The following is a 13,787-nucleotide window of genomic DNA, read 5'->3' as shown; positions in this document are numbered from 1 at the left end:
ACGTACGTAAAAGAAGACCGAGCTTATGGCTCGGTCTTCTTTTATGCATGTTTTGCAAACGCATTGGTAAAAGACACGCTGCGTATTTTGTATTGCTGTTGATAAGCAAGAATAAAATCTCGGATAGCGTCATTTACGGGGAAAACACAGTGGACGTCTAGGCCTTCTAAAAACTGATTGTCAGCCATATCCCAGAAGCTTTGAAGCGAATTACAAATGATTGTTCTCATAACAGTGCTCGTCTCGGCTTATTTAAAGTCAGATTAACAACTGTCCTTGGTGTGCAATACGGAGCTAACTAGTTTTTCAATTGCCCAGTATTTTAGGGTGAAGGCTAATTACATCACCTAGATCCATTCGTATTGGTTAAAAACCAATCACTAGCGAGCAGAGTATAGCCAACCAAATGTATATTTAAAAGATAAAATTGGAACAAAAATCAAGCAATGGTTTGCGCATTTCTAAGTTGGGTTTACATGATGACCCGCTAGTCCGGAGTAGGGTTTATGTGTGGCCTTACTCCTCAACAAACTCGTTCCTAAACAAGCTCGATGTGCAGGGTTGAGCGTTAATGAACTAAATCCTGCCCTTTGAGGTTAGTTGGTATAGTGGAACGTTAAGTTTCGCTCCCTGATTTAAGGTTAAGCTATAAATCTAACGCTAAGATTTTGGACTTACGCTGGAAGTTATATAACCCTTGTTTGGCTCCAGGTAAATAGTCGACACTGACTTCGTAAAAACCTTGCTCTCTGAACCAATGCAAACTGTGTGTCGTGAGGACAAAAATCTGATCAATGGTTTCGGATTTAGAACGATGTTTCATGTAGTTGAGCAGTAACAAACCTCGGTTTCCATCACGATAGTCAGGGTGAATCGCTACGCAAGCCATCTCAGCTTTACGCTCTTCTGGGTATGGATAAAGGGCAGCACAGCCAATAATCAAGCCGTCTTTTTCGATGATGGTAAATTTTCCAATCTCTTGCTCTAGCTGTTCTCGAGAGCGCCTAACCAGTACACCTTGTTCTTCTAACGGGCGAATGAGGTCTAAGATACCGCCAATATCGTCAATATTAGCTTGCCTCACTTGTTCAGCACTCGCCATAACAACTTGGGTACCGATACCGTCGAAAGAGAACAACTCCTGAATTAAGGCGCCATCTACTTTATAACTGATCAAGTGGCTACGAGGTACTCCGGCACGGCAAGCGGCAATAGAGCCTTTAAGAAAGCGCAGTGTTCCAGTGTTGTAATCTAGGTCAGGAGACGTATTTTCAGAAAGCGTTTTGATGACATGCTCCGCCTCAATTGGTAGTAACTCGGCGACAGCATTGCCGTTGTCATCAATGACACCTTGTTCGGAGCAAAAACCAATCAGCTTATCCGCACCCAGCTTTATCGCTAGTTGGGTGGCGACTTCTTCCGATAATAAATTGAAGCACTCGCCAGTCACAGAGCTAGCAATGGGACCTAGCAGAACAATTGAACCTTGATCAAGAGTGCGATTAATCGCGTCGGTGTCAATGCGGCGAATACGTCCACTATGGCAATAGTCCACACCATCATCAACGCCGAGTGGTTGGGCAATGATGTAGTTTCCGCTAACGACATTGAGCTGGGTACCTGCCATCGGAGTATTGTTGAGGCTCATTGATAGGCGCGCAGTAATCGCAAGCTGAAGTTGTCCGGCAGCTTGCATAACAACAGATAAAGCCGATTCATCCGTAATGCGGATATTTTTGTGGTAAGGCGTAGTGAGGTCTTGTTTTTCTAGCAGCTGATTAATTTGAGGACGTGCACCATACACCACCACGACTTTGATTCCGAGGCTGTGCATGAGTGCGATATCATTAATAATATTGCCAAAATTTTTGTGTGCGACGGCTTCTCCGCCCAGCATGATCACCATGGTTTTTCCGCGGTGAGCATTGACATAAGGTGTTGATTGACGGAATCCTTTTACGAGAGCAGTACTACGAATTTTCACTACAGCCATTCCCTTGTTTAATTATGTTAAAATAATGCCTTTTTATTCATTGAGTGGCAAGGCGAAATTTTGGAATAAAGCACAAACATATTGAGGTAGGTTCTTGGTCCCGTTAAGAGGGAAGGTTACAATGGTGGCGTCTTTCCTCAATACGTGAACCTCATGTCTTCTGCTGTTAATAAGAATGCTGCGATCACTGCTTCAAATCTGTCAAAAACGTCATCTAAATCAATGCTTCGTAAGTGGCTAGAGCGTTCTCTCATGCTTATAGCGATAGTTGGAACCGTTGTCGTGTGCATGCTGTATAGTGATTTGATTACTCGAACCATTAATCCGCCCATTCCCAAATCGACAATTTATGGTCGCTGGGTTGAGCAAGATGTTGCGCCTTATGCTCGTGAAGAATTTGTGTTGAGTGAGCGCGGTGTTACCGTAAATGGTTCTACAGTGGCGACCAGTTTTGAATTCGATGGGGATTCGTTTTCGTATCGAGTGGGTTCAAATGAGCGGCACTTCAATTTTGTGGGTAAGCAGCATGCAGAAATGAAGCTGGATGCCAATGCTCATTATCTACCTGTATTCCGTTTAGAGGGACGTGCAAGGATAGCGGTAAGATAGTCGTTTTTATTATTGTCTTTTAAGCAGAGCTCTCTTGCGTCTGTGAGCCATATGGATGATCACAATTTCATCTCTCAATCAGTAAATTTTACTTCCAAACATAATCCGGACAATTCCGTAATTCTTCCGCTGTTATCATGTTGCATTAACTGAATGAATTTACAACGAGTAAACGGATTGGCTTAGCGTTGAAACATTTTGTCGTTGCTTTTCAATTGCACCGTATGCATTTGTTTGCCATCCTTTTGCTATTCTCTTTTACGGAAAAGACACGTGTTAAAAAAACTCCTTCCTATTATCTCTTTGAGCCTACTCTTTGGCTGTGCTCAACAAAATGATCGTGCTCAGCAATATCTTGATGGTGAGTTTCCTCAGATCCTCAATCAAGTGGATGTGGTTGAGTCTAACAAACCACGCGATTTTACTGAATTTAACAAGCAAGCTGAGCAAGTGGTGATAAAGTCACCATCCATGGCGAAGATATACCAACCGCTATATCAACGATTAAGTGAGTGGGCGCAACAGAGCGGAGATACCAGTGCGTTGAGTGCGTTTGGCATTCAAGCCGCGCAATTGGGTGGTGGTGATAAAAAAGGTAATGTGCTGTTTACCGGATACTTTTCTCCCGTGATGGAGCTGCGTCATACACCAAACGACATTTTTAAGTACCCAGTTTATGGCAAGCCAAACTGCTCATCAGATTGTCCGACTCGTGCGGAGATCTACAACGGGGCATTAGATGGCCAAGGTTTAGTGCTAGGTTATGCGCCTAACCGTATTGACCCGTTTATGATGGAAGTGCAGGGCAGTGGCTATGTGCATTTTGAAGATGATGATACGTTGGAGTACTTCGCGTACGCAGGGAAAAATAATAAAGCTTACGTTAGTATTGGCCGCATTTTGATTGAACGTGGTGAAGTGCCGCGTGAAAAAATGTCTCTCAAAGCGATTAAAGAGTGGGTAATGGACAACGACGACGCAACAGTACGCGAGTTGTTGGAGCAAAACCCTTCTTACGTCTTCTTTGCGCCAAAAGCGGAAGCGCCAGTAACGGGATCGGCTGGTATTCCTTTGTTACCAATGGCCGCGGTCGCGGGTGACCGTTCTATCTTACCAATGGGCACACCAATCTTGGCGGAAGTACCATTGCTGAATGCGGATGGTACGTGGAGCGGTGCTCATCAACTGCGAATGCTGATCGTTTTAGACACTGGTGGTGCGGTAAAACAGAACCATTTGGATCTGTATCATGGCATTGGTGCGAGAGCAGGAACGGAAGCAGGGCACTACAAGCATTTTGGTCGAGTTTGGAAACTTGGGCTGGAAAACTCACCAACTCAAGCGCCTTGGGCTTTGCCGCCAGAAAAGCTACAATAGCGACCCAAGAAAGAGGAACCGCCTCTTATCTAGACATTTCATCAAAGAGTGCGTATAAATCGCACTCTTTGTTTTTCTATCGATCATCTGGACTTCAATATGCGTGAACTCGATACCCCAGCATCTGACAGCTACAATCAACGCTTTGGCGGCACTCGTCGTCTTTATGGCAACAGTGAAGTGGACATTCTTCGCGCTGCACACGTTTGTGTTATTGGTATTGGTGGCGTGGGTTCATGGGCGGTCGAAGCGCTGGCCCGTACTGGGATCGGTGAGTTGACTCTGATTGATATGGACGATGTTTGTGTCACGAACATTAACCGCCAAATTCATGCGATGACGGGCACCGTTGGCCAAAGCAAGATTGAAGTGATGGCCGAGCGTGTCAAATTGATCAACCCAGAGTGTAAAGTCAATCTGATTGATGATTTCATCACGCCAGACAATCAACATGAGTACTTAAGCAAAGAGTTTGATTACGTGCTAGATGCGATTGACAGCGTAAAAGCGAAGGCGTCTTTGTTGGCGTATTGCCGCAGCAACAAGATCAAAGTGATCACCACGGGGGGCGCTGGTGGTCAGGTTGACCCAACGCAGATCATGGTCGCTGACTTAACGAAAACGATCCAAGATCCTCTAGCGAAGAAAATCAAAGACACCTTGCGTCGTCATCATAACTTCCCTAAGAATCCGGCTCGTAAGTTTGGTATTGATTGCGTGTTTTCAACCGAGCAGCTGAAGTATCCTCAAGCAGACGGTTCAGTGTGTGGTGTGAAGTCGACAGCGGAAGGTCCAAAACGTATGGATTGCGCTAGCGGTTTTGGTGCGGCGACTGTCGTAACTGCAACGTTTGGCTTTGTCGCGGTATCGCGAATCGTTGAGAAGTTGATTTCAAAATATAAGCAGTAAACTAGAAGAAGAGCGCATCATGACAGATTTTCCCGTTTCTCCATTTGGTACAGATATCACCAGCGAAGACATTGTAGCGACTATGCAGCAATTTAAAGGCTGGGAAGATCGTTACCGTCAGGTTATTCAGTGGGGTAAAAAGCTGCCAAAAATGCCAGAAGAGCTGAAATCAGAACAAGTTACCGTTTCGGGTTGTGAAAGCTTGGTGTGGTTAGTGAGCAAAGAGCAAGATGGCGTTTGGCATTTTTGTGCGGACTCCGATGCGCGTATCGTCCGTGGATTGATTGCCTTGGTAATGGCAGCTTATGACGGTAAAACGGCCGATCAAATTCAAGCGTTTGATATTGATGCTTATTTTGATCAACTGGGGCTTGTCTCCCATTTAAGCCCGTCACGTGGTAATGGCTTGAAAGCTATTGTAGAGCAGATTAAGCAAACCGCCGTGTAACGAGTCATTTTCCCAATTCTTAAAAAACGCCGAATAACCTAGCTGTTTGGCGTTTTTTGTATCTGAGTTGAGACATTTTTTGCATATGGATAAAAAGTATGCAAATAGTCGACTATTTTAGTGTTAATTAACCTTTCTATTGATCCTGGTTCATTATATTGCCCACTTGGTTTTTATAAACTCAATTGTATTTAAAATTTGTCTATATTAGATAGTAGACATATGCCTCATTCGCTCCTGTTCCCCAATGCTGACACGCATTTGGAGGCGATTGGGATATTTAGGTACAAACGCTAGGAACCTCCCTATATGCAATTCACCTTGGAACATGCGCAAGACGTGTTATCCGGAATGCCAGACCCCACTTTTATTCTGAGTGAAGATGGTATCTATATTGATGTTTTTGGAGGAACAGATAAAAAAGCCTATCACGATGGAAGCAATTTGATAGGTAAGACACTTCACAGCGTACTTGAAAAAGAGCAAGCCGACTGGTTTATCGAGCAGATCAGTCGATCACTGAAACAAGACAGTATTGTGACGATCGAGTACAAGATGTGCGCCGACAGCATTCAGGGAATAGATGCTAACAGTGGGCCAAGAGGCGACCTATACTACGAAGGCAAGATCTGCCCACTCGCTATAAAATACCGAGGTCGTCGCGTTGTCCTTATTCTTACACGCAACATCTCCAATCGCCACCGAGTTGAAACCCTTCTTCGCCATCAAAGCCAAATTGATGCTCTTACCAACATCTACAATCGACGTGTCTTTTTCGAAAAGCTCACAGAAGAGGTCATTAAAGCTCAAGAGCCGAACTATCACTCCGCGTTGTTATTGTTTGATTTGGACTTTTTTAAAGTCATCAATGATAAACGTGGTCATGATGCGGGGGATTATGTCTTAGAGACCTTAGCTGATTTGGTTTCTCACTTACTCGTCAAAGACGAAATTTTTGCAAGAGTCGGAGGGGAGGAGTTTGCGATTATTTTGCCAGAAACTTCTCTGTCGGCGGCGAAAGAGGTAGGAGAGGAAGTACGTTCCCACATTCAAAATTGTCAGTTCGAATTTGAAAAGATTGAAATTCCGGTCACGGTGAGTGTAGGCGTGGTGGAAATAGGCAGAAATGAAACCACCAAACGTTTGTATGCGCATGCAGATAAAGCGCTTTATGCTGCGAAAAGAAATGGCAGAAATTGCGTGGCGACTCTGGATAGGCAGATGGAGTAACCTTGTTGGTTACTCCAAATCAAACCGTTGGCGTTATAGCATGTCGACGGCTTTTTCTACGGCGGCGATGAGTCTATCCACATCTTCAGCCGTGTTATAAATACCAAAAGAGACGCGTACCGTGCCTTTCACATTTAGCGCATCCATCAATGGGTGAGCGCAGTGGTGTCCTGCTCGTACCGCAATGCCTTGTTGATCGAGCAGCGTCGCAATATCTTGGTGATGAACGCCGTCCATGACGAACGTCAGTACAGAGGCATTCGGTTGATAGCCTAGAATATGAATGTCATCCAAAGCGCTTAGTGCTTGGTAGGCCTTATCCTGAAGCGCATGGAGATGATCCTCTACTTCGTGATGGTCAAAACCTTGGTACCACTCAATGGCTTTCGCTAGAGCAATTGCGCCCGCAACGTTTGGTGTGCCCGCTTCAAATTTACCAGGAAGTGCAGAAAACGTCGTTTTTTCGAAAGAAACGCGTTCAACCATTTTACCGCCGCCGTGCCATGGTGGCATGGCTTCCAAAAGTTCAAGCTTGCCGTATAAAACCCCAATGCCTGCTGGTGCATAAAGTTTGTGACCTGAGAAAACGTAGAAATCGATATCTGATGCCGATAAATCAAGTTGCTCATGTACGATGCCTTGCGCGCCATCAACTACAATAACCGCGCCAACGTTGTGCGCCAGTTCAGTGATTTTTTCTATAGGTTGGCGTGTGCCTGTTACGTTGGTTATTTGCGCGCAAGCAACAATTTTACAGCGGTCAGACAGAAGCGCCTCAAATGCACTGATGTCGAACTGGCAATCTGATGTCATCGGAACTTTAATGACTTTAGCACCCGTTTGCTCTGCCACGATTTGCCAGGGCACGATGTTGGCGTGGTGCTCCATCTCGCTAATCAAGATCTCATCACCTGGTTGTAACGTGCTACGGGCGTAGGTTTGAGCAATTAAGTTCAGTGCTTCGGTTGCGCCCCGTGTCCAAATGATCTCTTTAGAGCTGTTTGCACCAATAAAGCTTGCCACTCGTTCTCGTGCCGCTTCAAATTGGCTGGTGGCATTAGCCGTTAAACTATGGCTGCCACGGTGAACATTGGCATTTTGCGCACTGTAGTAATGACTGATGACATTAATCACACATTGCGGTTTTTGCGTTGTCGCTGCGCTATCTAGATACACTAAGGGCGTATCGTTGACGGATTGGTTTAGAGCAGGAAATTGCTCGCGTACAGCATTTACGTCAAACATTATTCTTCACCAAGCTTGTGGTAGTGCAGAGTAGGCAGAGGGATCATTGGTTCAGCAACTGACCATGCGTGTTTTTTACCTGAGAGTTGAATGATTACTTCCATCGCGAACTCTAAAGCTGTACCCGGACCTTGACTGGTGATCAGGTTGTGGTTGATATCAAAGGTCACGCGTTTGCTGCGCCACTTCTCTTCCGGGATATGTGACTGAAAGCTCGGGTGACAGGTCATCAGTGATTGTGGGAAAAGATCATGGTGTTGCAATACCAACGCCGGTGCTGCGCAGATAGCAGCGACCAATTTTCCCTCGTAGATGTGCTGCTTAAGGATTTCTATCATCACCGTGCTATCACGAAAAATTTCTGCACCACCAACACCACCAGAAAGCGCTATGGCGTCAAACTCATCATCAGCGATATCGACTAGCTTACAATCGGCAGTTAGTGTGACTCCGCGAGAAGCTTTCATCGTCAATGAGCCATCAAAAGCAGCACTCGCTACTGTAACGTCATAACCCGCGCGAACCATCATGTCGATAACGGTGACGGCTTCCATTTCTTCGGTGCCTGGAGCTATTGGCACTAAGATTTTCTTACTCATTGTTCTGTCCAGCTTTGTTCTATTTGTTTGATGCGTTGGTAAAGTTTTAAATTCTCAGGCGTATTGATACGATGTTTCTCGGCAGCCTTTAACAAGTATCCGGTTATAAAATCAATTTCCGTTCGACGTTGATGGAATACGTCTTGCCTCATTGAAGAATAGTTCTCAGCTGTGGCGTTCACCACTTGCATTACCGTATCGGAAAGAGAGCGAAACTCGATAGCAATACCTTCTTTACTCATTACTTCAACCAGTTCTTGAGTGATGCTTTCGAGTTGTATCTTAAACTCGGGCTGCGCAAGCTCACCATTCTTACACTGGTGAATCGCAGTCAGTGGGTTAATCGCGCAGTTAATTGCTAACTTAGTCCATAACGCAGATTGGATGTGTGGATTCCAAATGACCTCTGGAAGAGCATGATGCATAACATCTTGCAGAAAAGCGCACTGCATTCCTTTGTCATTATAACCACCCGCTTGCGTTGTTCCGTGACCGGTATGCAATACGTGTTGGTTATCTGGTTTGTATGCGCCGTGCGTCGTTGTTGCGAGCACTATCGGATTGTTTGGCACAACCTTCTCCAAGGCAGAGGCAGTACCCATACCATTGTGCATCAGCATGATAATCGTGTCTGTATTGATATGAGGGAGCAAAGGCTGAATGGCGTCTTCCACTTGCCAAGCTTTTACCGTGATCAAAATGAGATCTGCTTTATTTACGGAGGAAATATCTTGATTACTGAATACGATTGCGGGTGTGTCATCCAACTGAAGTGATTGTTGGCTTTCAGAACTTCTTCCCCACAATGAAACATTGTGCCCGGCAAGCTTAAATTTTGTTGCCCAGAGTGAGCCCACCGCACCTGGACCGAGGATAAGGATATTCACCAAACGCTCTCATTAAAAAGGTTTGCTGCAAGGATAATGAGGGAAAAAAGGAAAGCAAATAAAAATGGCGCCGAAAGGCGCCATTTTTGAGCAAACTTAGTGGTTCAATTAGAACTTGTAAGTTACAGCAAGGTAGTGGCCAAAGCCAGTTGACTTGAACCCATCAGTATCTTTGATACCGTACACGTCTTTGTAACCTTTTAGACCGTAACCCACTGCGAAGCGGTCTGAGTGCCAGTAGATACCGTTGAACATTGCACCACCGTTTGACGCGGTTGAACCAAACTTGTTACCAGCATCATCATCCATACCGAATTGGTAATCGATGTAGCCTTGGTAAGAAATGAATGAACCGTTCTCGAAGAAGTAGAATGGTTTGAACCAGTTAGTCGAGATTTGGAAACCGTTCCAATCCTTTTTGTTGCCGTCGTAAGTGCCGTATAGGTTAACACCAACTTTACCAAACCAAGGAACCATTACGTCAGAACCTAGACCGATTTTTTGAGAGTTAACACCAGAGTTACCACCCCACTCGATTAGAGTTGCAACGTATAGCTCTTGAACTGGACCGAAAGATAGGTCTTTACCAGTTACCGCATCTAGAGACATACGTGGAGCGAATTTCATAAAGATCTTCTCTGCGCCAGCTTTGTCGCTACCTGGATCAGAAGTTAGGTTGAATACATCAACGTAGCCGTAAAGGTCGAAGATACCAGAGCGGCCGCCGAATTCCATTTCTAGGTAGTCGTGTGAAGACTCACCTGGAAGTTCGTCAAATGCACCCATTAGGTTAAATTGCATCCACTTGTAATCGTTTTTGTGAATATCGCCGTCAGAGTAATCTGCCGCCATAACTGGAGCTGAAGTAGCCGCTAGAAGGCTAAGAGCTAAAAGTGATTTACGCATAAGGGGACTCTCTATGTTTGTAATGATTCAGAACACGCAATCTGTGCTGCGCTTTCCAATTGGCGGGAATAATAGCGATAAAAATCCCAAATGAAAGTGATAAAGGGTGCAAAATGAAACGTTTTTGGTGAGTTGCATCACGAAATTATCTTTATTTACGGAACTTTTTGTTTGTTGCATTTTATTGCAATAAATGTGTGATTTGGATCGTTTGCGTGAGCGATTTTATGACTTTTTAAGCCAGTCGATTAACCAACATAAATCGTTAGTGATCGGAGTGATAAGGGATTCGTATGTATCCGTGAATCAAAGAGGACGTTTGAATGAAAGAAGTCATGTTATTCCCACTCACTTCAGTTGTACTCCCTGAAGGTAAAATGAATCTGCGCATTTTTGAGCCACGATATAAGCGAATGGTAAAGGAATGCAGCCTACAAAATGTGGGTTTTGGAGTTTGCCTAGTAGGAAGTGAAGGTGACCCTAAAGACGTGGGTAACGTTTCATCTATCGGAACTTTGGTCAGGATTGTTGATTTTGAAACACTCAGTGATGGTCTTCTTGGTATTACAGTCGCTGGTGAGAAACGCTTTGTTGTCAAACGAGTTCGTGCAGATGCGGACGGCTTACGCCATGCAGAGGTCGAATGGTTAGACAATTGGCAACATCCAGACAACTCACCAGATTTCTTCTATTTAAGCCAGCAGTTATCCCATGTTTATGAAGAGTTTCCTCAACTTGGAAACCTCTACCAGCATCGTTTTTACGATGACTCAGCTTGGGTGACCCAGCGCTGGCTTGAATTACTTCCTTTAGACTGCAATCTGTTCGAACAGCTCGTTGGCGCAGAGAACTGCATTCCTGCGTTGCAATTTCTGACAGAAGCCATAGAAGCCCCGACTAACAAAGAGGCAAGGATATGAAAGGATTTGGCAGAGCTGCGCTAACTATGGTGGCGGCATTAGGACTGGCGGCGTGTGGCTCCGACAGTGACACTATCGAGTATTCCAATTTACAAGCAGTGCACGCGTCTTCTGATGCGCCGCTTGCAAATGTGTGGATCAACGATAAACCATCATTAACGAATGTTGATTATGGTGTGGGATCTGGCTACGTTAAATTGCGAGAGGGGATGAATTCGATTCAGGTCGATGTTCAGCTCCCAGGTAATGAAACCGCGACCGTAATACCTAAAACAGAACTAGATCTTGATTCCGACCTCAATTATAACGTGTTCGTTGTTGGCGATGCCGATGGTTCGCCAAACCCAGTTGAGCCTTTAGTTGTGACTCGCAGCGCCGATTCAATGGCTGATGCCAATAGTCTAGATGTTCAAGTTGTTCATGCAGCTTCAGGCGTTCCTGCTGTTGATCTTTATGTCACTGAGCCAGGTGTTGCTCTTGCTAGCGCGACTCCAATAACTAACCTTGCTTACAAAGCTTCTACCGACGTATTGAACATCCCAGCTGGTGAGTATCAAGTTCGACTTGCCGTAGGAGACAGCGTTGCTTTTGACTCCGGCACAGTACCTCTTGCGGCTAATTCCAACTTGACGATTGCCGCTATCGGCACAGGAGATTCGAATAGCACGTCACCTGTCAAACTCTTGGTGTTGGACGGTTCGGGCTCTTCTATAATTGAAGATATGGGCAGCCAAGCTGAAGTAAGAGTCGGACACCTTGTCGATGGAGCGCCAGTCGTCGATGTTAACGTTAACGGGGCGGCCTTCGCTCCTCTTGCCGACTTAGCGTTCAAAGAGATTCGTGGTTATTTGGATCTTGCTGCTGGCGCTTACGATATTGACGTTTACGTGGATGGCACAACAACCAATCCGATCATAGATGTTGACGGGTTAATGGTTGCAGGTGGAATGGATTACAGTGTTTATGCAGTCGGTGTTGTTAGCCCAGCGATTGATATCGAAGCTCTGGTTGTTGAAGATATGAGACGCGCTGTGGCGACTAGCGCGACATTGAATGTGACACACGCTGCGGCTAATCCTATAGCGGAAATGGTGGATATTTACCTCACTACGAGTGCAGGAATAGATGGAAGTGATCCAACTATTGCTAATTTTGCGTATAAAAATAGCGTACAAGGATTATATGTCGCTGAAGGTACATATTATGTAACGGTAACAGTGGCTGGTAACCCAAGTATTGTTGCGGTTGACTCAGCACCAGTCAATGTAATGAACGGTGTTGTGTACCAAGTCGTTGCCATTGATGATGGGAACAACGGTGGTTTCAACTTGTTGGTCGATGACGTGACCGATTAGGACGAATGGGAGGAGGAGACTCCTCCCACAAATTAAGGCCGATTATGATGAGTGATAGCCCGAAAAAACTGGGGCGCAGTGATTGGAACGATTACATGGATAAAGTGAAGGCTCGAGACAAAGATGCGTTCGCTTTTGTATTCCGTTTTTACGCACCCAAGCTGAAGCAATTCGCTTACAAACATGTTGGTAATGAGCAAGTTGCTATGGAGATGGTGCAAGAGACCATGGCGACAGTTTGGCAGAAAGCGCACCTCTATGATGGTGAAAAGAGCGCGTTATCGACTTGGATATATACCATAATCCGAAACCTTTGTTTTGATTTGCTGAGAAAACAGAAAGGTAAGGAATTACACATTCATTCTGATGACATTTGGCCGTCAGAGTATTATCCACCTGATCTTGTTGATCACTATTCACCAGAACAAGATATGTTGAAAGAACAGGTGGTTAAGTTTTTAGATATATTACCGAAAAACCAGAGAGATGTTTTACAAGCGGTATATCTTGAAGAGCTACCTCATCAACAGGTCGCGGAATTATTTGATATACCCCTCGGTACTGTAAAATCCAGGCTGAGGCTTGCAGTAGAAAAGCTAAGGCATTCAATGCATACGGAGCAACTATGAACAAACACCCAGATAACAGCTTGTTAGAAGCATACGCTTCGGGAAGCATTGATGCGGTTTCTGGTCTTGTGGTCGCAACCCATTTAGAAATATGCACCAAGTGCCGAGCTTATGTGAACCAAGTCGAAGCAAGTCAAGCGAACATCGTAAGTGACATACCTTCTGAGTATGTTTCTGAATTTGACGACATGTTTAATGACATCATCAATGCGGAGCCAGCGACTGATAATATCGTGATCCGCGACTCTGCTGCTGTTAATGTCGCAGGAAAAAGTTTCGCTCTTCCTAAAACTCTAGCGCGTTTCTCTGACCTCGTAGGGTCATGGAGAAGTTACGGAGGCAAGGTTTTTAGTGCTCAGATTGACCTAGGGGAAGACGCTCGTGTCAGCTTAATGTACATCGGGGAAGATGTGCAAATTCCTCAACATACGCACAAAGGCCTGGAGTCTACATTGATCCTACATGGTGGATTTAGTGACGAGGATGGCCAATATGAAGAGGGCGATTTGATGATTAGAGACGCATCAGTGAAGCACAGCCCTTACACTAAGGCCGGAGAAGACTGCTTGTGTTTAACCGTATTGACTGAGCCGATGATCTTTACTCAAGGCGTGGCACGTATATTTAATATGTTTGGTAAAGGGTTATACCCATAGACCTCTTATCTTATATCTCGCAAA

Annotated in this window: 15 protein-coding genes; 9 read left to right on the top strand and 6 right to left on the bottom strand. The window is 45.0% G+C overall.

All coding sequences use genetic code 11. The annotated features are described in order from the left end of the window. Window positions 1-41: 41 nt before the first annotated feature. Window positions 42-230: a hypothetical protein gene (locus R8N28_RS13405; RefSeq protein WP_005380230.1), complete on the bottom strand. Its 189-nt coding sequence runs from the start codon at window positions 228-230 to the stop codon at window positions 42-44. Between the two features lie 416 nt (window positions 231-646). After that, window positions 647-1,984 carry an amino-acid N-acetyltransferase gene (gene argA / locus R8N28_RS13400; RefSeq protein ID WP_012841478.1) on the bottom strand — a complete coding sequence of 446 codons (1,338 nt, stop codon included), beginning with the start codon at window positions 1,982-1,984 and terminating at the stop codon, window positions 647-649. 162 nt (window positions 1,985-2,146) lie between these two features. On the opposite strand from argA, the gene R8N28_RS13395 reads away from it, so the two are divergent. The 5 genes from R8N28_RS13395 (at window position 2,147) to R8N28_RS13375 (ending at window position 6,566) form a co-directional block, all read left to right on the top strand. Further along, complete coding sequence (locus tag R8N28_RS13395) at window positions 2,147-2,602, top strand: DUF2850 domain-containing protein (RefSeq protein WP_005380234.1); 456 nt, start codon at window positions 2,147-2,149, stop codon at window positions 2,600-2,602. 273 nt (window positions 2,603-2,875) lie between these two features. Further along, the gene (gene mltA / locus R8N28_RS13390) at window positions 2,876-3,979 is read left to right on the top strand and encodes a murein transglycosylase A (RefSeq protein WP_005391723.1); all 1,104 of its coding nucleotides are present in this window, start codon (window positions 2,876-2,878) and stop codon (window positions 3,977-3,979) included. 99 nt (window positions 3,980-4,078) lie between these two features. After that, window positions 4,079-4,888 carry a tRNA cyclic N6-threonylcarbamoyladenosine(37) synthase TcdA gene (gene tcdA / locus R8N28_RS13385; RefSeq protein ID WP_005391724.1) on the top strand — a complete coding sequence of 270 codons (810 nt, stop codon included), beginning with the start codon at window positions 4,079-4,081 and terminating at the stop codon, window positions 4,886-4,888. Window positions 4,889-4,907: 19 nt separating this feature from the next. Next, complete coding sequence (gene csdE, locus R8N28_RS13380; RefSeq protein ID WP_005385278.1) at window positions 4,908-5,336, top strand: cysteine desulfurase sulfur acceptor subunit CsdE; 429 nt, start codon at window positions 4,908-4,910, stop codon at window positions 5,334-5,336. 309 nt (window positions 5,337-5,645) lie between these two features. After that, window positions 5,646-6,566: a sensor domain-containing diguanylate cyclase gene (locus R8N28_RS13375; RefSeq protein ID WP_065274776.1), complete on the top strand. Its 921-nt coding sequence runs from the start codon at window positions 5,646-5,648 to the stop codon at window positions 6,564-6,566. A 33-nt stretch (window positions 6,567-6,599) separates the two neighbouring features. On the opposite strand, the gene csdA is transcribed toward R8N28_RS13375, so the two are convergent. The 4 genes from csdA to R8N28_RS13355 form a co-directional block, all read right to left on the bottom strand. Further along, a complete protein-coding gene (csdA, locus tag R8N28_RS13370) occupies window positions 6,600-7,811 on the bottom strand; it encodes a cysteine desulfurase CsdA (RefSeq protein ID WP_065274775.1) in 1,212 nt (403 codons plus the stop codon). Then, window positions 7,811-8,410, bottom strand: coding sequence for a DJ-1 family glyoxalase III (locus R8N28_RS13365; RefSeq protein WP_006742560.1), 600 nt, complete (start codon window positions 8,408-8,410; stop codon window positions 7,811-7,813). The genes csdA and R8N28_RS13365 overlap by 1 nt, the downstream gene beginning before the upstream one ends. After that, window positions 8,407-9,297, bottom strand: a complete 891-nt coding sequence (gene panE, locus R8N28_RS13360; protein ID WP_065274774.1) for a 2-dehydropantoate 2-reductase — start codon at window positions 9,295-9,297, stop codon at window positions 8,407-8,409. The genes R8N28_RS13365 and panE overlap by 4 nt, the downstream gene beginning before the upstream one ends. Window positions 9,298-9,405: 108 nt before the next feature. Further along, window positions 9,406-10,203 (bottom strand): outer membrane protein OmpK, encoded by a 798-nt coding sequence (locus R8N28_RS13355; RefSeq protein ID WP_005385292.1) that lies wholly within the window; start codon window positions 10,201-10,203, stop codon window positions 9,406-9,408. A gap of 323 nt (window positions 10,204-10,526) precedes the next feature. Here R8N28_RS13355 and R8N28_RS13350 point away from each other — a divergent pair, with 323 nt between their 5' ends. Genes R8N28_RS13350 through R8N28_RS13335 form a run of 4 tightly spaced genes read left to right on the top strand, consistent with a single transcriptional unit; the run spans window position 10,527 to window position 13,763 of the window. Next, a complete protein-coding gene (locus tag R8N28_RS13350; protein WP_005380253.1) occupies window positions 10,527-11,123 on the top strand; it encodes an LON peptidase substrate-binding domain-containing protein in 597 nt (198 codons plus the stop codon). Then, window positions 11,120-12,478, top strand: coding sequence for a DUF4397 domain-containing protein (locus R8N28_RS13345; protein ID WP_005380254.1), 1,359 nt, complete (start codon window positions 11,120-11,122; stop codon window positions 12,476-12,478). Before R8N28_RS13350 ends, R8N28_RS13345 begins: the two co-directional genes overlap by 4 nt. A 44-nt stretch (window positions 12,479-12,522) precedes the next feature. Continuing rightward, the gene (locus R8N28_RS13340) at window positions 12,523-13,107 is read left to right on the top strand and encodes an RNA polymerase sigma factor (RefSeq protein ID WP_005380255.1); all 585 of its coding nucleotides are present in this window, start codon (window positions 12,523-12,525) and stop codon (window positions 13,105-13,107) included. Continuing rightward, complete coding sequence (locus R8N28_RS13335) at window positions 13,104-13,763, top strand: ChrR family anti-sigma-E factor (RefSeq protein ID WP_065274773.1); 660 nt, start codon at window positions 13,104-13,106, stop codon at window positions 13,761-13,763. The genes R8N28_RS13340 and R8N28_RS13335 overlap by 4 nt, the downstream gene beginning before the upstream one ends. Window positions 13,764-13,787: the final 24 nt, after the last annotated feature.

It is taken from the genome of Vibrio sp. Vb1554 (genome assembly GCF_033344235.1).
Note: the sequence above shows the minus strand (reverse complement) of the source record. Positions and strands in the feature narration are given on the sequence as shown.

Excerpts from the sequence above, each read along its gene's own strand:
- tcdA (WP_005391724.1), top strand. The coding sequence starts at position 4,079 with ATGCGTGAACTCGATACCCCAGCATCTGACAGCTACAATCAACGCTTT.
- R8N28_RS13340 (WP_005380255.1), top strand. The coding sequence starts at position 12,523 with ATGATGAGTGATAGCCCGAAAAAACTGGGGCGCAGTGATTGGAACGAT.
- R8N28_RS13350 (WP_005380253.1), top strand. The coding sequence starts at position 10,527 with ATGAAAGAAGTCATGTTATTCCCACTCACTTCAGTTGTACTCCCTGAA.
- csdA (WP_065274775.1), bottom strand. The coding sequence starts at position 7,811 with ATGTTTGACGTAAATGCTGTACGCGAGCAATTTCCTGCTCTAAACCAA.
- R8N28_RS13335 (WP_065274773.1), top strand. The coding sequence starts at position 13,104 with ATGAACAAACACCCAGATAACAGCTTGTTAGAAGCATACGCTTCGGGA.
- R8N28_RS13375 (WP_065274776.1), top strand. The coding sequence starts at position 5,646 with ATGCAATTCACCTTGGAACATGCGCAAGACGTGTTATCCGGAATGCCA.
- R8N28_RS13345 (WP_005380254.1), top strand. The coding sequence starts at position 11,120 with ATGAAAGGATTTGGCAGAGCTGCGCTAACTATGGTGGCGGCATTAGGA.
- R8N28_RS13355 (WP_005385292.1), bottom strand. The coding sequence starts at position 10,203 with ATGCGTAAATCACTTTTAGCTCTTAGCCTTCTAGCGGCTACTTCAGCT.
- R8N28_RS13365 (WP_006742560.1), bottom strand. The coding sequence starts at position 8,410 with ATGAGTAAGAAAATCTTAGTGCCAATAGCTCCAGGCACCGAAGAAATG.
- R8N28_RS13395 (WP_005380234.1), top strand. The coding sequence starts at position 2,147 with ATGTCTTCTGCTGTTAATAAGAATGCTGCGATCACTGCTTCAAATCTG.
- R8N28_RS13405 (WP_005380230.1), bottom strand. The coding sequence starts at position 230 with ATGAGAACAATCATTTGTAATTCGCTTCAAAGCTTCTGGGATATGGCT.
- csdE (WP_005385278.1), top strand. The coding sequence starts at position 4,908 with ATGACAGATTTTCCCGTTTCTCCATTTGGTACAGATATCACCAGCGAA.